At 66.5% G+C, this 18,502-nt stretch carries 16 protein-coding genes; 9 read left to right on the plus strand and 7 right to left on the minus strand.

Annotated features, from left to right (window positions below):
• Positions 1 to 125 precede the first annotated feature (125 nt).
• A complete protein-coding gene (locus ACVT6V_RS28755) occupies positions 126 to 1,709 on the minus strand; it encodes an IclR family transcriptional regulator (RefSeq protein WP_489897456.1) in 1,584 nt (527 codons plus the stop codon).
• 214 nt (positions 1,710 to 1,923) lie between these two features.
• Between ACVT6V_RS28755 and ACVT6V_RS28760 the strand changes: the two genes are divergently transcribed.
• The 4 genes from ACVT6V_RS28760 (at position 1,924) to ACVT6V_RS28775 (ending at position 5,939) form a co-directional block, all read left to right on the plus strand.
• Complete coding sequence (locus tag ACVT6V_RS28760; RefSeq protein ID WP_489897457.1) at positions 1,924 to 2,994, plus strand: maleylacetate reductase; 1,071 nt, start codon at positions 1,924 to 1,926, stop codon at positions 2,992 to 2,994.
• Between the two features lie 35 nt (positions 2,995 to 3,029).
• Positions 3,030 to 3,947 carry an intradiol ring-cleavage dioxygenase gene (locus tag ACVT6V_RS28765; RefSeq protein WP_489901055.1) on the plus strand — a complete coding sequence of 306 codons (918 nt, stop codon included), beginning with the start codon at positions 3,030 to 3,032 and terminating at the stop codon, positions 3,945 to 3,947.
• Positions 3,948 to 4,108: 161 nt separating this feature from the next.
• Complete coding sequence (locus ACVT6V_RS28770) at positions 4,109 to 5,539, plus strand: sugar porter family MFS transporter (RefSeq protein ID WP_489897458.1); 1,431 nt, start codon at positions 4,109 to 4,111, stop codon at positions 5,537 to 5,539.
• A gap of 28 nt (positions 5,540 to 5,567) precedes the next feature.
• Complete coding sequence (locus ACVT6V_RS28775) at positions 5,568 to 5,939, plus strand: universal stress protein (protein WP_489897459.1); 372 nt, start codon at positions 5,568 to 5,570, stop codon at positions 5,937 to 5,939.
• Between the two features lie 25 nt (positions 5,940 to 5,964).
• On the opposite strand, the gene ACVT6V_RS28780 is transcribed toward ACVT6V_RS28775, so the two are convergent.
• The 3 genes from ACVT6V_RS28780 to ACVT6V_RS28790 form a co-directional block, all read right to left on the minus strand.
• Entirely contained in the window at positions 5,965 to 6,195 is a 231-nt protein-coding gene (locus ACVT6V_RS28780) for a hypothetical protein (RefSeq protein ID WP_489897460.1), read from the minus strand.
• A gap of 11 nt (positions 6,196 to 6,206) precedes the next feature.
• Positions 6,207 to 6,971 (minus strand): enoyl-CoA hydratase, encoded by a 765-nt coding sequence (locus tag ACVT6V_RS28785; protein WP_489897461.1) that lies wholly within the window; start codon positions 6,969 to 6,971, stop codon positions 6,207 to 6,209.
• Between the two features lie 113 nt (positions 6,972 to 7,084).
• On the minus strand, positions 7,085 to 8,152 hold the full coding sequence (locus ACVT6V_RS28790) for a Glu/Leu/Phe/Val family dehydrogenase (RefSeq protein ID WP_489897462.1): 1,068 nt from the start codon (positions 8,150 to 8,152) through the stop codon (positions 7,085 to 7,087).
• Between the two features lie 111 nt (positions 8,153 to 8,263).
• On the opposite strand from ACVT6V_RS28790, the gene ACVT6V_RS28795 reads away from it, so the two are divergent.
• On the plus strand, positions 8,264 to 8,698 hold the full coding sequence (locus ACVT6V_RS28795; protein ID WP_489897463.1) for an Lrp/AsnC family transcriptional regulator: 435 nt from the start codon (positions 8,264 to 8,266) through the stop codon (positions 8,696 to 8,698).
• Positions 8,699 to 9,746: 1,048 nt separating this feature from the next.
• Positions 9,747 to 11,312 carry an amino acid permease gene (locus ACVT6V_RS28800; protein WP_489897464.1) on the plus strand — a complete coding sequence of 522 codons (1,566 nt, stop codon included), beginning with the start codon at positions 9,747 to 9,749 and terminating at the stop codon, positions 11,310 to 11,312.
• 63 nt (positions 11,313 to 11,375) lie between these two features.
• On the opposite strand, the gene ACVT6V_RS28805 is transcribed toward ACVT6V_RS28800, so the two are convergent.
• Together ACVT6V_RS28805 and ACVT6V_RS28810 are read right to left on the minus strand one after the other, a co-directional pair.
• Positions 11,376 to 12,812: an esterase/lipase family protein gene (locus ACVT6V_RS28805; RefSeq protein ID WP_489897465.1), complete on the minus strand. Its 1,437-nt coding sequence runs from the start codon at positions 12,810 to 12,812 to the stop codon at positions 11,376 to 11,378.
• Positions 12,813 to 12,966: 154 nt separating this feature from the next.
• Entirely contained in the window at positions 12,967 to 13,506 is a 540-nt protein-coding gene (locus ACVT6V_RS28810) for a MarR family winged helix-turn-helix transcriptional regulator (protein ID WP_489897466.1), read from the minus strand.
• A 102-nt stretch (positions 13,507 to 13,608) separates the two neighbouring features.
• On the opposite strand from ACVT6V_RS28810, the gene ygiD reads away from it, so the two are divergent.
• The gene (gene ygiD, locus ACVT6V_RS28815; RefSeq protein WP_489897467.1) at positions 13,609 to 14,412 is read left to right on the plus strand and encodes a 4,5-DOPA-extradiol-dioxygenase; all 804 of its coding nucleotides are present in this window, start codon (positions 13,609 to 13,611) and stop codon (positions 14,410 to 14,412) included.
• Between the two features lie 91 nt (positions 14,413 to 14,503).
• On the opposite strand, the gene ACVT6V_RS28820 is transcribed toward ygiD, so the two are convergent.
• Entirely contained in the window at positions 14,504 to 16,042 is a 1,539-nt protein-coding gene (locus ACVT6V_RS28820; protein WP_489897468.1) for a class I adenylate-forming enzyme family protein, read from the minus strand.
• A 147-nt stretch (positions 16,043 to 16,189) separates the two neighbouring features.
• Here ACVT6V_RS28820 and ACVT6V_RS28825 point away from each other — a divergent pair, with 147 nt between their 5' ends.
• Both ACVT6V_RS28825 and ACVT6V_RS28830 read left to right on the plus strand, forming a co-directional pair.
• Complete coding sequence (locus ACVT6V_RS28825) at positions 16,190 to 17,800, plus strand: carboxylesterase/lipase family protein (RefSeq protein ID WP_489897469.1); 1,611 nt, start codon at positions 16,190 to 16,192, stop codon at positions 17,798 to 17,800.
• Between the two features lie 15 nt (positions 17,801 to 17,815).
• Positions 17,816 to 18,472 carry a TetR/AcrR family transcriptional regulator gene (locus ACVT6V_RS28830; protein ID WP_489897470.1) on the plus strand — a complete coding sequence of 219 codons (657 nt, stop codon included), beginning with the start codon at positions 17,816 to 17,818 and terminating at the stop codon, positions 18,470 to 18,472.
• Positions 18,473 to 18,502: the final 30 nt, after the last annotated feature.

Genomic DNA, 18,502 nt, shown 5'->3' on the forward strand with positions numbered 1-18,502 from the left:
GCTATCTGCCGGTTACCTCTGTCGGGTCCGAGCAGGTGGTGAGTGCATGTCCTGCGGCGCTTAGCCCGGCTCGACTATCACCTAGTGGACATCTCGTCCAAGTGTGGCATGGGGCACGTCGCGGGTCAAGACGATGCCTCGGACACGGCCGGATCGACCCAGCCGAGATACCGCGAGAGTTCTCGGGCGCCCCACTCAACCAACTCGGATACCGACCGGCCCTCGTCCGGCTCCGCGAGGATGCCCTCGCGGAGGCCGCTGACCGACAGTGACGCGGCGACACGGCCGTAGTGGTCGAATATGGGCGCGCCGACGGCTGCGATACCAGGGGTCACGGTGTTGTCACTGACCGCGAGCCCGGTATCGCGCACCGCTTCGAGCTGTGCATACAACTCCGACCGCGACACGGCGTCGCGGCGCAGGTCATCGCTCGACGCGGCGATCGAGGCGTACTCGTCCCAGGCCTCCTTCTCCTCGAAGGCGAGCAGCGCCCGTGGGGCGGCTCCGACGTGCAAGGGAAGCGAGCGTCCCAGCTGCAACACCGTGCTGTTCACCCGCACCCCGTCGATGCGCTCGATACAGACGGCACGTGGGCCGTTGCGCACACACAGGAACGTGGTCTCACCGGTGGCTCCGTGGATCTCCTCGAGAATCGGGCGCGCAGCCTTGCGGATGTCGAGTCGTCGAACCAGCTCCGAGGCCAGGGTGAGGACCTTGCCCCCCACCCGATAGGCACCTCTGGGGGTGATCTGTTCCACCCAGCCGAGGTCCACCAGGGACGCCAGCATCCGATACACCGAGCTGGCCGGCTCGTTCGTGAGCTCGGTCAGTCGGGCAGAGGTCGCAACTCGTTCTGCGGCAAGGGCTTCCATCAGTGCCCCGGCTTTGAGGATCAGCGCAGGCGAGCGTGGGCCGCTGCGTTCGGCGACAGCGGCCGCACCCAGGCCGCCGCGTGGCACCGGCGACGAAGGCCGGCCCATCGACTCGGCGATCGCGCGTGCCGCGACCTCGAGGACCTGCGCCGCCGACTCGGCCTGCGGGACGATGCTGGACCGCAGACCGGCGACCGAGATCACGCCGACGACCTGGTCGTCACGGCGTACGGGTACCGCCACCGATGCGATACCGTCGACGATCTCGCTGTCGGTGACGCTCCACCCGCGCGTCACGGTGAGCGTCAACCGAGCGCGGAGATCGTCGACACTGGTAGGTGTGCGGGCTGCCAGCGGCTCGAAGCCGGCCGAGGCCAGCCACTCTTCTCGGACCGCGTTCGGCGCGAACGCCAGGGCCACCTGCGATGCCGCGCCCGCGTGCGGTGGTAGCACGCGGCCGGGCTCGAGGTCGCGCAGGTCCACGACCGCTCCGCCCTCCTGATCCAGGCACAGCAGGCCGCCGGGCCCCGGAACGGCGAAGTACGCGTTCATACCGACCTGTTCACGTACCCAGCGCAAATGCTTGTGCAGGTCGCGCCGGTCGACGAAGGCCTCGACGACGGCGTCGCCCCAGCGCAGCAACCCCGGGCCCAGTTCGAGTCGACCATTGGCGCCACCGCGGACGATCTCCAGCTGCTCGAGTGCGGCGGCGATCCGGTACACGCTCGGCCGGGGCTCATCGACGGATTTGGCCAGCTCAGCAGGGGTCGACGGGCCCGAGCGGGCGAGTTCGTCGATGATCTGACCCGCCTTGGTGAGCAATTGAATGGAGTTCACTGCGCCTCATCCCTGAAGTTGTCGGGCCTGCTCCGGCACGCCGATCGCCGATCCGACCCTGCCACGCAGGCGGTTGATACCGCGCTGCCCGGAGCGTCTCTCGTCATTCGACGTTAGCCGTATCACTTTCTATCAGAACCGTGGTACTGTGCGAACACCTCGTCCATTGTATGAGAGTACATCTCCCGAACAATCTGCAGGAGGGGTCACGTCGATGACCTACGACTTCATTTATCAATCGCTTCCGATGAGGGTCCGCTTCGGCCCCGGTGCCCGCCGCCTGCTGGCCGAGGAGCTCGACCATCTCGGGCTCCGGCGCGTGCTGGTGCTGTGTTCGCCCGGGCAGGACGATGTCGCGCAGCAGATTGCGGACCTGTTGGGTGACCGCAGTGTCGGTCTGTACCCGCACGCCGTCATGCACGTTCCGGCCGAGGTCGCCGAAAAGGCCACCGCCACCGCGGCCGACCTCGGTGCGGACGGTTGTGTCACCGTCGGCGGCGGCTCGGCCATCGGCCTCGGCAAGGCGATCGCCCTCAAACACGGATTGCCGATCATCGCCGTACCGACCACCTACGCCGGCTCGGAGATGACGCCGGTCTGGGGCTTGACCACCGACGGCCGCAAGGAGACCGGACGGGACCAGGCAGTCCTGCCCCGCAGCGTCGTCTACGACCCGGAATTGACCACGACACTGCCCGCCGCCATGTCGGTCACCAGTGCGTTCAACGCGATGGCGCACGCCGTCGAGGGCCTCTATGCACCCGATACGAGTCCCATCGTGTCGTTGCTCGCCGAGGAAGGCGTCCGCGCACTGGCCGCGTCGCTGCCCGGGGTGGTCGCCGATCCCACCGGCCTCGATGCGCGCAGCGAAGCCCTCTACGGCGCCTGGCTGTGCGGCGCCACCTTGGGCGCCACGACGATGTCGCTGCACCACAAGCTGTGCCACGCGCTCGGCGGGACGCTGAATCTGCCGCACGCCGAAACACACACGGTGGTCCTTCCGCACGCGCTGGCCTTCAACGAACCCGAAGCGCCCGCCGCAGTTGCTGCGCTGTGCCGTGCGCTGCCCGGCAACGGCGCACCGTCGTCGCGGATCTGGCGGCTGTCGCGCGAACTGGGGGCACCCGCCTCCCTGGCCGAACTCGGCATGACCGAGGACGACATCGACCGCATCGTCGACGAGGTGACCGCCCGCCCGTACGGAAACCCGCGGCCCGTCACTCCTGCTGCGGTCCGAGAACTGCTGCGCGCGGCCTGGGCCGGCGATCGCCCGGCCGGCCACTGACCACCATCCGCCCCACGACCATGATCGAGATCACCATGACCGACACCGTTGCCGCCCACACCACCGCCATTCCGACTCCCGGCCCTGAGCAGGACGCGGTCGAAGAGCGACTGACCCGCAACGTCCTGCAGTCCTTCGCCGAGTGCAAAGATCCACGTCTGACCTATCTGATGCAGGCTCTCGTGCGTCATACCCATGCGTTCATCCGGGAAGTGCGACTGACCGAATCCGAGTGGAACACGGCAATCGAGTTCCTCACCGAGGTCGGCAACATCACCGACGACCGCCGACAGGAGTTCATTCTGTTGTCCGATGTGCTCGGGGCATCCATGCAGACCATCAATGTCAACAACGAGGCGGTCGGCGACGCCACCGAGGCGACCGTCTTCGGGCCCTTCTTCGTCGACGACGCTCCACGCATCGACAACGGCGGCGACATCGCCGGCGGTGCAACGGGCCAACCGTGCTGGGTCGAGGGCACCGTCCGCGACCTCGACGGTGCGCCCGTCCCGAACGCCCGGATCGAGGTGTGGGAAGCCGACGACGACGGCTTCTACGACGTCCAGTACGGCGACGATCGCGTCAGCGGTCGAGCACATCTGTTCAGCGACGACGAAGGCGGCTTCCGATTCTGGGGACTGACCCCGACGCCGTACCCCATCCCTCACGACGGCCCAGTGGGCAGAATGCTCGCCGCGACCGGACGCTCGCCGATGCGGGCCTCACATCTGCATTTCATGGTGTCGGCCCCGGGGCGGCGCACACTTGTCACCCACATCTTCGTCCGTGGCGACGAACTGCTCACCTCCGACACCGTCTTCGGCGTCAAGGAATCGCTCGTCAAGGACTTCGTGCCACAGGGCCCGGGCACACCCACACCCGACGGCCGCGACCTGAACGGATCTGACTGGGCCCGCGCTCGCTTCGACATCGTGCTCGCCCCTGACCGCTGACCTCCGACCGCTGACCTCTGACCTCTGACCGCTGACCTCTGACCGCTGACCTCTGACCCCCGACACAACTGAAACAGACTGCACCACTACAGAAGTAACCACCTCTCTGCAAACAGCCCACAACCGGGAACCGGAAGCATCCGACCCGGCAGGAGAAACTCATGTCCAACACCGCCCCCTCTCTCACGGCAAGCGGAGTAGCGCTGCCACCCTTGCGTCCCGGACCGCACCAACGCCGCATGGACCTCATCGCGGTCGTGGCCACGTTCGGCGGCCTGCTCTTCGGCTACGACACCGGCGTGCTCAACGGCGCACTCGAGCCGATGAGCCGGCAACTCGGCCTCACCGCCGTCACCGAAGGGCTGGTGGTCAGCACCCTGCTCGTCGGTGCCGCGATCGGCTCGGTGCTCTGCGGCCGGATGAGCGACGTCCTCGGCCGCCGCAAGACCATGATCATCCTGTCGATCATCTTCTTCTTCGGAACCCTCGGCGCAGTCGCCGCCCCCAGCCTCGAACTCCTGCTGCCGGCCCGATTCATCCTCGGCCTCGCCGTCGGCGGTGCATCGGTCACCGTGCCGATCTACCTGTCCGAGCTGGCGCCCGCCGAACGTCGCGGCACTCTCTCCGGGCGCAACGACCTGGCCATCGTGATCGGTCAACTCGCAGCGTTCGTCGTCAACGCCATCATCCACGCGGTGTGGGGCGAACACGACGGTGTGTGGCGGATCATGCTCGCGGTCTGTGCGATCCCCGCGGTCTGCATGTTCATCGGTATGCTCCGGATGCCCGAATCCCCACGCTGGCTCATCTCCAAGGGCCGCGACGACGAAGCACTCGCAGTGCTCTCGCAGGTACGCACCCAAGATCGCGCCCGCGCCGAGATGGCCGAGGTCGAAGAACTCGCCGAAGAAGAGCGCGAATCGCAGACCGGTGGTATCGCCGACCTCGCCATCCCGTGGGTGCGGCGCATCCTGTTGGCCGGTGTCATCATCGCCGTCGGCCAACAGCTGACCGGCATCAACTCCGTCATGTACTACGGCACCGACCTTCTCAAGACCGCCGGATTCAGCGACAACGCCGCGCCCATCGCCAACATCTTCATGGGAGTGGCATCGGTCGTCGGCGGTGTGCTCTGCCTGTTCGTGGTCATCGAACGCGTCAGTCGCCGCCGTCTGATCATCTCCGGACTGATCGGTGTCACGATCTGTCACGCCCTGATCGTCGCGTCCACCCTGGTGGTGCCGGATGGCAAGCTGCAGGCCTATGCCGTGCTCGGTTTCGTCGCACTCTTCGTGCTCGTCATGCAGACAACGCTGAACATCCCGGTGTGGGTGTGTCTGTCGGAATTGTTCCCGTTGCGGATGCGCGGGTTCGGTATGGGGGTGTCGGTTCTGATCGGATGGTCCACCAACGCCATTGTGGGACAGGCTTTCCCCACTCTGGTTTCCATCGGCGGGATCACCGGGACCTACACCGTGTTCTTCGTGGTGTGCGCGATCATGACGTTCCTGACCTACAAGACGCTGCCCAACACCAGCCACCGGTCACTCGAAGAACTCGAAGAATCGTTCGCCCGCGGCGATTTTCGCTGACACCGCACATCCACCTCAAGGAGTCACCATGAGCATCATCGTCGCCGTGACCGATACCGCTGAAGGCGCCCACGCTCTGCACGAGGCCGTCACCGAAGCGCGTCGGTTCGACACCGACGTCGTCGCCGTCAACCTCACCCTCACCACACTCGATGCATCCGAGATCGTCACCGACACCGCCATCACGGTTGTGGATCGACTCGGCCGTGACGAACGCGACCCCGTCGACGCCGTCCTGCACGAGATTGACCGGTTCCAGCCCAGCCGTCTGGTGGTGGGTGTCAAGCGCCGCAGCGCCGTCGGAAAGGCGGTACTCGGTTCGATCAGCCAACGACTGATCCTGCGCAGCCCGATCCCGGTGCTCGCGGTCAAACTCGACGAGGGGAAAGACGCCGTCTAGGCATCCGGCCGGCGCCGCCAGGGGTTCAGCGCTGCGCGGCGCCGGCCACGTCTGTGACGATCCGATTCGCCAACTCCTCCGACGACCCGGGATTCTGCCCGGTGTACAGATTCCCGTCGACGACGATGTGCGACCGCAGCCGGATCAGCCCCTTGGAGTACTCGACACCCGCCTCCCGGAGCATGTCCTCCAGTAGCCTCGGCGCCTTGCGCGCGAACAGGTTGAGCAGCTTCGCGGTTGTCGACCCGATAACCACAACACTTCTCGTCACAGCTGAGCGCGGTTACGGACCATGACGTTGCGCCGATTCGACTCCAGTGCCGCCCAGTTCGGTGCGCTGGCCGCAGCGAGGTCGCCTTCGACGGCGAGAGCGGCCCCGGTTGTGGCGCCCCATCCGGCGTCGTAGATCTGTTTCACCGAACGGAGTATCCCACCGTCGGTGTCGGCGATCCGGTGCGCAACCTCCAGGGCACGATCCACCAAGCCGTCGTGAGCGACGACCTCGGTCACCAGCCCGATACGCAGCGCGAGTTGTGCGTCGACGACCTCTCCGGTGAAGGACATCCGTCGCGCCCAGCCGGGCCCGACACGGTCGGGCAGTCGAACGGTCATCCCGCCGCCGGGCAACACGCCCACCCGGGCGTGGGTGTCGGCGAACACGGCGCGTTCACCGGCGATCAGGAAATCGCAACCGAGTGCGATCTCGAGCCCGCCGGTGAACGCCGCGCCGTTGACGGCACCGACAACCGGGGTGGCGAGCTCACCGACGAGACGGATGCAGTTCGCCTCGTGAACGGCATCGAGATAGTCCGGGCCATCGGCGGCCAAGCTCTTGAGATCCAGTCCCGCGCAGAAAGCCGGATCTGCGCCGGTGAGCACGATGACCCGGACGGCCGGGTCCGCGTCGAGTTGACGCAGTGCGGAACTCAGCCCTCGGGCGAGATCCAGACTCAACGCGTTGCGCGCGTCCGGCCGATTGAGGGTCACGAGTGCGACGGTGTCTCGCACATCCACAAGAAGCGGTTCGGTCATCACGCGTCACCTTCGATAGCAGCGGTTCTGGAGAATCGTGGCGAGCATATCGGCATCCGACCCACGATCCGGCGATTCCGCCATCAGTCCCGGTGACGCGTGACGGTCGGCGGCTAGGACGCTCGGAAATACGGCCGGTACTTGCGCTTGGCCTCGACGATCTCCTTGGCCATCGACAGCGCCACGCTGACGACATCGACTCCGGTCACCGCGGATCGGTTCAGGACCTCGCGGACGGTGTCCGCGATGGCATCCACACGCTCTTCGAGGCCGTGCTCATCGTCGCGGAGTTCGGCCTCCACCGCGATGAGTCCGCCGGCATTGGCGACGAAGTCCGGCACGTGGACGATGCCTCGTTCGTGCAGATCCCGAGCGAGCCGGTCTTCGCTGAGCATGTTGTTCGCCGCGCCGACCAGCGCGGAGGTCCGCAACCGCGAGACCGCCGGTTCGTCGATCACGCCGCCGCCCGCGCAGGGAGCCACCACATCGACCTCGGCGAACAGAACCTCGGCGAGGTCGGCCCCGGTGATCCCGAGCTCGTCGACACCGCGCCGCACCCGGGCCGGATCGATGTCGGCTCCGATCACCTCGGCGCCCGCATCGGACAGCATCCGGGCAACGTGGAACCCGACATTGCCGAGCCCCTGGATCGCCACACGACTACCGGCGACCGCCTTTCCGTCGCACGCCTCGAGAGCGACCTCGATACCGCGCACCACACCGCGGGCAGTGAAGTAGGACGGATCGCCGCGCTGAGCCGACACCACCGGCACATGGCGTCCGATCAGTTCCAGGTCGCGCACCGACGTGCCCATGTCCAACGCCGGAATGTATCGACCATTCAGCGCCGCAATATATTTGGCATGTGCGACCAGCACTTCGTCACGATTCGCGACGCGCGGGTCCGCGTTGATCACGCTCTTGCCACCGCCGAGCGGCACCCCCGCCAGCGCGGCCTTGTAGGTCATCGCCTGAGCGAGGTCCATCGCATCTGCCACAGCCGCCGCGCGGGACGGGTACTGGCGCATCCGCACGCCGCCGAGGGACGGCCCGAGGGTCGTATCATGCACGGCGATAATCGATTCCAGGCCTGCTTCGGGGTCCCGACACAGGACGAGCTGTTCGAAGTCGCGTTCATGGAGTTCGTTGTGCAGGTCGTTTGCGGCGATGGTTGTCGTCATGGCGCAGGACGCTATGACCCCTTCGACAGGCCACACAAGGAGTTCGCGTCAACTGGCCGGCAATACGCAAATCTTTGCCGCGAATGCGACCAGTTCGATAAATTGTTGCGCATGGTCGATCTCGACGACGTTGATCTGGCCCTGCTGGCACTGCTGTCCGAGGAGGGTCGCGCCACCTTCTCGGATCTGGCTGCTCGCGTCAATCTGTCGGTCGCGGCCACCAAACGACGTGTCGACCGTCTCCGCGCGCAGCGCGTGATCACCGGGTTCACCGCAACGATCGACCAGACCGCACTCGGCTGGCCGGTGCAGGCCTTCACCGAGGTTCGCTACGTGGGCACCTCCCAGCCGGACGAGATGATGCAGGCGATGACCGAGATCCCCGAGGTCGAGGCCGTGTACACCATTGCCGGCGACCCGGACATGCTGGTCAAGGTGCGCGCTCGCGATCACAGCCATCTGCAACAGGTCATCAACCATCTCCGACGTGGCGGCAAGGCCACCGGCACGAAGACGATGATCGTCCTCGGTTCCTGGCATCGATAGGGGCGAGCCGCGACGGTGGGTGGAGACGCGAACGCCACCACCCGATCCCCGAGGAACCTCCGAGCCCGCAAACACCACCACCCGATCCCCGAGGAACCTTCGAGCCCGCAAACGCCACCACACCGATCTGAGATCCCTGAGCGACGAGCCTCCGAGTACCCGATCCCTGAGGAGCCTCCGAGCCTGCAAACGCCACCACACCGATCCCCGAGGAACCTCCAAGCCCGCAAACGCCACCACCCGATCCCCGAGGAACCTCCAAGCCCGCAAACGCCACCACCCGATCCCCGAGGAACCTCCAAGCCCGCAAACGCCACCACCCGATCCCTGAGGAGCCTCCGAGCCTGCGAGGATGCGTCACGAAGGGCGCCCCTTCGTGACGCTCGCAAGCTCGCTCCTCAGGGAGCGGGGTGGGCTCGCACGCTCGCTCCTCAGGGAGCGGGGTGAGCTCGCCAGCTCGCTCCTCAGGGAGCGGGGTGGGCTCGCACGCTCGCTCCCCAGGGAGCGCGGTGAACTCGCACGCTCGCTCCCCAGGGAGCGCGGTGAACTCGCAAGCTCGCTGCTGAGAAGCGGCCCCTTCGTGACGCTTCGCTCGTTCCTCGCGAGGCTCCTCAGGGGGCGGGGTGAGCTCAAGCTCGCGGGAGGCGGTCGCCGCTCAGGGAGCGGGGTGAGCTCAAGCTCGCGGGAGGCGGTCGCCGCCCAGAGAGCGGCAGCAGCCCGTCAGGGAGCGGGGAGGCGGTCGCTGCTCAGGGAGCGGGGCCAGCTCGACCACCGGGGAGCGCCCACCCTCGAAATGGCCGCCCCGACGCAAAGATCCGTCGGCAAACGGGGACAGCGCGACAAATTTTGCGTCTTCGCCTCGATTTCGCTCCGATGACTGGCGTGTTCCAGATCACACTGCTTGCATAGCGAGCACTGCCGACACGCGACTGACGGGGCGAGGGCACCGCCCGCGGAACCTATCCGCTTGACCCGCCAGACCACCCGTGCGTGCGCGTCGGCAGCCAGATGCGCACTGCGCGAATCGAACTCGCATTGAGGAGAAAGCATGCCGGGAACTGGCATATGGCGGACGAAGTCGGTCGAGCAATCGATCGCCGAGACCGACGAGCCACGAAGTCGGTTACGCAAGGACCTGACCACCCGCGATCTGACGACCTTCGGCGTCGCCGTCGTGATCGGCGCCGGCATCTTCACCCTGACCGCACGCACAGCCGGTGACATGGCGGGACCATCGGTCTCCCTGGCCTTCGTCCTCGCCGCCGTCGCCTGCGGCCTGGCGGCCCTCTGCTACGCGGAGTTCGCCTCGACCGTCCCCGTCGCGGGTAGCGCATACACGTTCTCGTACGCGACGTTCGGCGAGTTCATCGCCTGGATCATCGGGTGGGATCTGGTCCTCGAGTTCGCCTTGGCCAGTTCGGTTGTGGCCAAGGGCTGGTCGCTCTACCTCGCCGATTTCCTCGGCGCCGCGACGACCATCAAAATCGGTGGCGTCAGCCTCGACTGGGGTGCGGTGCTAATCATCGGCGCGATCACCCTGACCCTCGCCTTCGGCGTGAAACTGTCATCCCGGGTGTCAGCGATCATCACCGCCATCAAGGTGGCGGTGGTATTGCTGGTCATCGTGGTCGGCGCCTTCTTCATCAACGCCGACAACTACCACCCGTTCGTCCCGGCAGGCGAAGCGACAACCGGCGGCGGGGCCGGCCTGCACCAGACACTGTTCTCGGTGCTCAGTGGTTCAGACGGCAGCAACTACGGTTGGTACGGCCTGCTGGCGGCAGCGAGCATGCTGTTCTTCGCGTTCATCGGATTCGATGTCGTGGCCACCACTGCCGAGGAGACCAAGAATCCTCAGAAGTCCATTCCGCGCGGCATTCTCGGGTCGCTCGCGATCGTCACGGTCCTCTACGTCGCTGTGACCGTCGTCCTGACGGGCATGGTCAACTACCAGCAGCTGCGCACCGGAAGCCCCCTGGTCGGAGACGGCAGCGCGACACTGGCCACGGCGTTCGAGTATCACGGCATCACGTGGGCCCAGACCGCGATCAACGTCGGCGCCCTCGCCGGACTCACGACCGTCGTGATGGTGATGATGCTCGGACAGACGCGGGTCCTGTTCGCGATGTCGCGTGACGGACTCGTTCCGCGCCCGTGGGGCGCAACGAACAAGTCCGGCAACCCGATCCGCATCACCATGATCGTGGGAGTGGTCGTCGCCGTCATCGCCGCACTCTTCCCGATCGAGACGCTCGAGCAGATGGTCAACATCGGCACGCTCTTCGCTTTCGTACTGGTGTGCGCCGGCGTGATCGTTCTGCGCCGCACCCGACCCGACCTCAAGCGAGGCTTCCGGGTCCCCGGCAGCCCGATCGTGCCCGGTCTCGCCATCGCCGCATGTGTCTGGCTGATGATCAATCTGTCGGTGGAGACCTGGATTCGCTTTGCGGTCTGGATGGTGCTGGGCATCATCATCTACCTCGTCTACGGCCGGCGGCACTCGGTACTGGGCCGACGGTTGAGCAGGTCCGGTGGTGCGCCGACGAGCGATGAGCCGTACGCAACTGCCGGCGCGCAGCCCACGCAACCACAGCAGGTCTCGGTCGGCGACTGATCAGATGGTCCACCCGGTACGCGACCCCGCTCCCACTGATGAGCGGGGTCGCGTGCTGTGGTCTCAGCCGATCAGTGAGTCGATGATCGCGATCGATTCGTCGACGACAAAGTACGTGACGTGCTCGGTGCCCGACGATCGCGGAACGAAGTTCATCTCGGGCGGCGGGATCTGCGACCCGTCGACGAGCGACATCGATGTCGTGTTCACCACCAGATCGTTCGCCTCTCCCATCAACGGGTCGACGACGTCGTCGGCCAGCCGTTCGAGCAGTCCGAGGGCCGGCTCCTGCGGAATTGTCACCGCCGAGGGCTCGAAGTCCGTGACCACGGTCAGGTAGACCGACCCGCCGGGGCGAGGCTGAATCCGATTGAGGCGCCGGAGAAAATCCGACCCCGGCACCATCGCGGCGAGGCCGGGTATCTGATCTTCACTCACCGCCGTGGTGATGAGCGCTCGCACAGGCCCGAGTACGAGGGTCACCACCACCCGCGTCGCCTCGGCCACGATGGGCCCGCCGAATTGCCGGGCGACGCCGACGGCGAGCGTCGTGTACAGGTCGAACAGTGTCGACCAGTTCTCCTTGCGCGCCAACAGGGTCCCATCGTTCGGGCCGGCAACCATGACGAGCTTGCCCATGACGATCTTCCCGGGCATACCCACCAGCTCGATGGCACTGCGTGCGACGAGCGCACCTCGACTGTGGGTGAGGATGTCGACGTCGACGGTGTCGACATTCAGCCGACCCAGGAGCGCGACCAATTCCTGCCCGTTCTGTTCCGGGTCCTCACTGAGTGTCCGGTGGGTGAAACCGATCACCGCGTCATAGCGCTCCAGCGCCGTGGCCACAACGGTGTTGTTCAACCCACCACCGATCAGGCCGAATCCGGTTGTGGTGGTGGCGAACGTGCCGTGCACCAGGAGAAGAACTCTCGCGCCGGTTCGCGCCAGCCGGAAGTCTTCCGGCGGCAGCTGTCTCCAGGTCCGGGGATCGACGTGGGTGATGCTCACCAAACCCGGCTTCACGACCTTGGATTCGACGAAGCGCACGATGTCCCCGGCGTCGGGCAGATGGAACGCGAGCACGCGCAGGCCACCACCGGCGTCCGCGCGATCGGCCGACCGGAGCGCAGACACCTCTGGCGGCGCCGCGGGCGAAAACGTCGCAAGTGTTCGCACTCCGCTGATGTGTTCGGCATCGATCGGGTCACCGCTCGACGTCGACCACCAGAAGCACCCATCCCGCTCGTACAACAGCACGTCGTGTGGATTCGAGGAGCGGACGGTCACAACAGATTCCGGCCTACCTGTCGCCTCGGTGGCCAGAACCACATTCGGCGACACCGAGACCGTGACGGCGTGGGTGACTCGAATCTCGTCGGATGCCGCGAGCGAGGCGACGAGCGGATCGTCGCCGGGGACCTCGTCGATGGTGACGTCCTCGGCCGACCACTCGTCGGGAAGGCTCACGACGAGGTTACCGTGCGGGATTGTCGGCATCAATCCTCCTTGCTCACAAGACCACCCGGCCACGTCGCGCAAGGCGTGCGTGTGTCACCTCACCGTATCCGCCGCGATTGCGGGGCGGGGCGGGTTGCGTGGGAATCACACGACGCAACCTCGTGTGCGGCGTCGACCGCCCGGCGCGAGAAGCTCAACCAGGATGCGCCGAGTCGACTGACCGCGGATCCACCCGACCCTCCCACATGATCGGGTCCTCCTCCGGGGAGGGTAGGTCGAGCCCCAGAGCTGCCATGTGCGGCAGGACGCGGTCGATCACCGAGTTCAGATCGGCGAGCTGCTCGGCATCGAGCGCATCGAAGATCAGTCGGTGCGCCTCGTCGCTGTGGCGCGGCGCCGCCGACCGTACCACCTCCATGCCGGCATCGGTGAGCGTCACCGACACCGCGCGCCGATCGGGGCTCGACGGCGACTTCGTCCGCCGAACCCACCCGCGACGCTCCATCGCGGTCACCGAGTGCGACATACGGCTCTGCTCGCTCTGCGCGAGCACCACCAGGCGCCTCATCCCGATGGTCCGATCAGCGGCCTCGGAGAGGCGGAACAGGATCATGTACTGCGAATGGGTGAGCCCGCTGTCGCGACGAAGCTGAGCGTCGAGAGCATCGTCGAGCAGCATGGACACCGTCAGGAACCCGCGAAAGGCCCGTTGTTCGGCCGGAGTGAGCGCCATGGGCCTCAGCGTAACAACTTGTTGAACTTTCATGGACCTTGCCGTACGATCAATTTAAATGAAGATTCATTGAAAATAGTTCGTGACATCCGAAGGACCTCCATGACCGCCACACACCCACCATCGACGATGCCGTTCGCCTTCCTCGGTCACGGCAGTCCGATGAATGCGATCGAGCACAATCGCTACACCCAGGCGTGGGCGGAGTTCGGCCGGTCCGTCCCGCGGCCGCGGGCCATCCTGGTGATCAGCGCCCACTGGTACATCAACGCCACCGCCGTGACCGCGATGTCCCGGCCACGCACCATCCATGACTTCTACGGATTCCCGCGCGAACTGTTCGAGTTCGACTATCCGGCACCGGGTTTGCCGGACCTCGCGGGCGAGGTGGCCGAGGTCGTCAAGCCGACCTGGGTGGGCAGCGACACCGACAGCTGGGGTATCGACCACGGCGCCTGGTCCGTTCTCGCCCATGCGTTTCCGGACGCCGACATCCCGATCGTCCAGCTGAGCATCAACGGTGAGCGCGATCTGGGCTATCACTTCGACCTCGGCACCCGACTCGCACCGCTACGCGACTCCGGGGTGCTGATCCTCGGCAGCGGCAACATCGTGCACAACCTGCGTGCCGTCGACTTCGCGCTGCCCGAGAACGGCTACGACTGGGCCCAACGTTTCGACGACGCCGCCCGCGAGGCCATGCTCGGCGATCCCACCGCCTACCCGGCCCTGGCCGGACACCGCGACTACGCGAAAGCCGTCCCGACGCCCGATCACTTCCTGCCGTCGGTTTACCTGGCCGGCCTGAAGGCCGCCGCGTCCTCCGACGGCGACGCGGCGACCACGGTCCTCGTCGACGGATGCTCGTACGGGTCGCTGTCGATGACGTCCTACGCGGTGAACTGACGCCAGTGTGAGTCCGCGCTCGCACACCGCGGCGCCGGACTTCCGACGAGAGCCGACCGATAGCTCTGAAACGGCCAGCCGACGTACGGCACTAGCGCAGCGGACCACCCCACTGCGCCTGTTCCCGGATCTTGTTCTTCAGCAGCTTCCCACCCGCATTGCGCGGCAGCGCCTCCTTCGACACGGATGCGAATTGGGGGATCTTGAAGTCGGCGAGGCTCTTTCGGCAGTGGTCCAGCACGGCGTCGAGGTCGAGGTCGCCCGACTCGGACACCAGTATCGCGCCGACCTTCTCCCCCATCACATCGTCGGGCACCGGCACCACCGCGGCATCCACGACACCGGGCGCCGACAACAGGACGGCCTCGACCTCGATGCTCGACACGTTCTCCCCGCCGCGGTTGATGATGTCCTTGATCCGGTCGACGATGTGGACGCGTCCGGCGTCGTCGACGCGGACGACGTCCCCGGTGTGCAGCCATCCGTCGACGATGGTGGCCGCGTCGGCGTCCGGCCGTTGCCAATAGCCTGCGGTGACGTTGCCGCCGCGAACGACGAGTTCGCCGATGCTCGGGTCATCGGAGATCGGCACGATGCCGATGTCGACCGACGGCACGGCGTAGCCGACCGAGTCGGCATGCTCCACCGCGTCGGCATCGGGCAGAACGGTGATCAGGGAGGCGGATTCGGTCATCCCGTAGCCGTTCATCACAGTTGCCTGGCCGAACGCCTTCTGCAGCTGCTGCACGAGTGCCGGCGCGATCGGCGCGCCGCCGTAACCCACCGAACGGACACCCGACACGTCCGCATCCGCAAAGGCCGGATGACGCAGGAGCAGTGCGTAGACGGCGGGGACCGTCACCATGTAGCCGATCCGCTCGGCAGTGAGTACCTCGGGCAGCGCGGCCACGTCGAGCTGCGGCATGATCACGGCGGTACCACCCACGTAGGTGGCGACGAGGAACTGCGAGTTGCATCCGGTCACGTGGAACAGCGGGACCGAGATCAGTGTCCGCATCGACGGCCCGAGATCGCGGCCGATGCCCATGCAACGAATCATGTTCTCGGCGTTGGTGATGAACGCCTCGTGCGTGGTGGGAACCCCCTTCGGACGGCCGGTGGTGCCCGAGGTGTAGAAGAACGCCGCGACGTCACCTGCGGTGAGGCCGTCCACCGCGTACGGATCCCCCGTCGGCAACGGCATGTCCGGGGCGAGGTCGACCCTGACGCCGGCGTCGTCAAGAACAAACGCCACCTCGGGTTCGGTCATCCGCGTGTTCACGGCGACCACCACCCCTCCGGCCAGCAGCGTGCCCCAGAATGCCAGCGCCCACTGGACACCTGCCGCATACCGCAGCGCGACCCGATCGCCGTTCGTCACTCCGCGATCACGCAGTCCACCCGCCACGCGTCCCGCCTCATCCCACAGCTCGGCGTAGGTCAATCGGCGACCGCCGAGTTCCACCACGGCCTCATCCTCCGGCGCGGTCTCGACGCGCTCACGCAGGACGTCGATGAGCGTTGCCGGAATATCCGCATATCGGGGGACGCCCGCGTCGTCCCGGACGACTCCGTCCTGACCGAACGGGTTGTGCTCACGACCGATCTCGATGACAGCGGCGTCACTCATCCCTCGTTTGTACTCCGTGACCGCGGCGTCGACCACCACTTCGAGCGCCGCGCGGCACGCTCATGATCACGCCTTCTCAGGACCCGGCATCGAACCCGACAGATGAATTTCCCACAGACGAGAAATTTTTGCCTACACTGTCAATCCATGAGGCCGAAACGCACCATCACCGACACGAAAGCCTCCCGACGAACAGCATCGCTACTGATCGCGGCGGTACTCGGCGTCGGAGGTTGCACCACAACGCCTGCCGGATCGGACGCCGATCCCACCTCTCTCGATGTGCCGACCACCAGCGGGTATCTGATCGGCACCGCCACCGATACCGGCCGGACATTCCTCGGCGTGCCCTATGCCGAACCACCCATCGGGCAACGCAGGTGGGCACTACCCGAACCCGTGCACACACCCGAGGCCCCGGTCGATGCGACCCACCCGGGCAGCCCATGCCCACAGAGTGTGCCGATACCCGGCGATCATGCCGCGCCAACGGAGGACTGCCTCACCCTCAACGTCACCACACCCCGTCAGACCGACGCCGACACGCAGTTGCCGGTCATGGTCTGGTGGCATGGCGGCGGCTACACGACCGGCGCGGCAAGCACCTATGACGCGCAGCGGCTCGCGGACCGGGGCAACGTCATCGTCGTGACGGCCAACTACCGACTCGGGGTGTTCGGCTACCTGGGCATGCCCGGGATGGCCGGCGGCGGCGACTTCGGTCTGGCCGATCAGCTCGAAAGCCTGCGCTGGGTGCACGCCAACGCAACGGAATTCGGTGGCGACCCCGACAACGTGACCGTGTTCGGCGAGTCCGCGGGCGCGATGTCGGCGTGCGCGGCGCTCACCTCGCCGAAGACAACAGGCCTGGTGGACAAGATGATCCTCGCGTCGGGCTCGTGCATGCTGCGCTGGCCCGACGGCACCCTCTATCCCGGGGTCCCCGCGCACACGCCCTACGCCTCGCGTGCCGACAACCAGGCCACCAGTGTCGCAGCCGCAGAGCAGTTGGGGTGTTCCGGTGCCGACGCAATCGCATGCCTGCGCGGCCTTCCGGTCGACCGGCTCCTCACCGTCGACCAGGACTTCGCCGACAATCTCACCTACGGCACCGACCTGCTACCCCGAGATCCCGCGCAAGCGCTCCGCGACGGTGATCAGCAACAGATCCCGGTGATCACCGGCGGGAACCATGATGAGCAGCGTTCATTCGTCGGCGGCCTCCTCGCCGCGCAACCCGACGCCGTGACACCGGCCAACTACCCGCACCTGATCAGGACCGCGTTCGGCGCGCGGGCGCCCGAGGTGCTGGCCCGCTATCCCCTGGACCACTTCCCCAGCGCGGGTCTCGCGTGGTCGAGGGTCACCACCGATGCGGTGTGGGCCTGTCCGACCCTCCAGGGTTCTCGTCTGATGTCGAAGCACGCACCGACCCACCTCTACGAATTCGCCGACGAGACGGCACCGAACGTGAACCAGATCAACACCATCCCCCAGGGTGCCGCTCACGCGACGGATACGCCGTACTACTTTGATCTCGCCGGACACAATCTGCTCAGGACGCCGCGACAACGGGAGGTCGCCGACCAGATGATCGCGTACTGGACCTCGTTCGCGCACGACGGGACACCACGCATCGCCGACGACGCCGACATTGGACCGGTCGACGAGGACCCCACCGATGCACTGCAGTTCGGGACGTCGGCGACCCGCGACGTCGACTTCGCTGCCGATCACCAGTGCAGTTTCTGGCTCTGACCGACCGGAGAGCTCATGCCGTCCAGCCGCGTCGACAACGACACGTTCATCCATCGGGCACGTCGCGCCCAGCTGATCGAGACCGCGATCGGCGTGATCGCCGACGTCGGCACCGAGCGCGCGACCATCTCGCGTATCGCCGAGGCGGCCGGAGTGACGCGCGGGGTGGTCACCTATCACTTCCGGGATCGTCCATCGTTGCTCGCCGGCGTGGTCACCTACGTCTACGACCGTGCCCGCGAGGTACTCGAGAACCGTGTCCAGTCGGCATCGACGCCACGTGAATCGTTGCGCGAGTTCATCACCGGGAGCATCGACTTCTACGGCGCATACCCTACCGAGATGACCGCATTGTCGGCCATCTACCGCTCGCCGGACATGCCTCGCTCCGATCGAGTCGAGCATCGAACGGAGATGACGGATGTGGAGGACATCCTGATCGCCGGTATCCGGTCGGGCGACTTCCGCCGTCTCGACCCCGCGGTGACGTCGGCGACCATCCGGGCGGGGCTGGACGCCGCGCTCGTGCGCATCCGCGAAGGCGCCGACCTCGAGCATGAGAAGCGCGAGGTCTGGTCACTCTTCGATGCGGCAACGCGCAGAGCCGGTTCCGGCCCAGCGGAGCCGCATGGGCGCCGAGATCCTCAACGAAGTTCCGACGCGGGGAACTAGCAGAACGGAGCGCGCGGCCACGCCGCGCCG

The sequence above is a fragment of the Gordonia sp. LMA167 genome, assembly GCF_058130025.1.

What these genes read in the sequence shown, in the direction of transcription:
- ACVT6V_RS28765 (WP_489901055.1), top strand. Translation starts at nt 3,030, where the DNA reads ATGACCGACACCGTTGCCGCCCACACCACCGCCATTCCGACTCCCGGC.
- ACVT6V_RS28800 (WP_489897464.1), top strand. Translation starts at nt 9,747, where the DNA reads ATGCCGGGAACTGGCATATGGCGGACGAAGTCGGTCGAGCAATCGATC.
- ACVT6V_RS28795 (WP_489897463.1), top strand. Translation starts at nt 8,264, where the DNA reads ATGGTCGATCTCGACGACGTTGATCTGGCCCTGCTGGCACTGCTGTCC.
- ACVT6V_RS28830 (WP_489897470.1), top strand. Translation starts at nt 17,816, where the DNA reads ATGCCGTCCAGCCGCGTCGACAACGACACGTTCATCCATCGGGCACGT.
- ACVT6V_RS28770 (WP_489897458.1), top strand. Translation starts at nt 4,109, where the DNA reads ATGTCCAACACCGCCCCCTCTCTCACGGCAAGCGGAGTAGCGCTGCCA.
- ygiD (WP_489897467.1), top strand. Translation starts at nt 13,609, where the DNA reads ATGACCGCCACACACCCACCATCGACGATGCCGTTCGCCTTCCTCGGT.
- ACVT6V_RS28785 (WP_489897461.1), bottom strand. Translation starts at nt 6,971, where the DNA reads ATGACCGAACCGCTTCTTGTGGATGTGCGAGACACCGTCGCACTCGTG.
- ACVT6V_RS28820 (WP_489897468.1), bottom strand. Translation starts at nt 16,042, where the DNA reads ATGAGTGACGCCGCTGTCATCGAGATCGGTCGTGAGCACAACCCGTTC.
- ACVT6V_RS28825 (WP_489897469.1), top strand. Translation starts at nt 16,190, where the DNA reads ATGAGGCCGAAACGCACCATCACCGACACGAAAGCCTCCCGACGAACA.
- ACVT6V_RS28790 (WP_489897462.1), bottom strand. Translation starts at nt 8,152, where the DNA reads ATGACGACAACCATCGCCGCAAACGACCTGCACAACGAACTCCATGAA.
- ACVT6V_RS28775 (WP_489897459.1), top strand. Translation starts at nt 5,568, where the DNA reads ATGAGCATCATCGTCGCCGTGACCGATACCGCTGAAGGCGCCCACGCT.
- ACVT6V_RS28805 (WP_489897465.1), bottom strand. Translation starts at nt 12,812, where the DNA reads ATGCCGACAATCCCGCACGGTAACCTCGTCGTGAGCCTTCCCGACGAG.
- ACVT6V_RS28810 (WP_489897466.1), bottom strand. Translation starts at nt 13,506, where the DNA reads ATGGCGCTCACTCCGGCCGAACAACGGGCCTTTCGCGGGTTCCTGACG.
- ACVT6V_RS28760 (WP_489897457.1), top strand. Translation starts at nt 1,924, where the DNA reads ATGACCTACGACTTCATTTATCAATCGCTTCCGATGAGGGTCCGCTTC.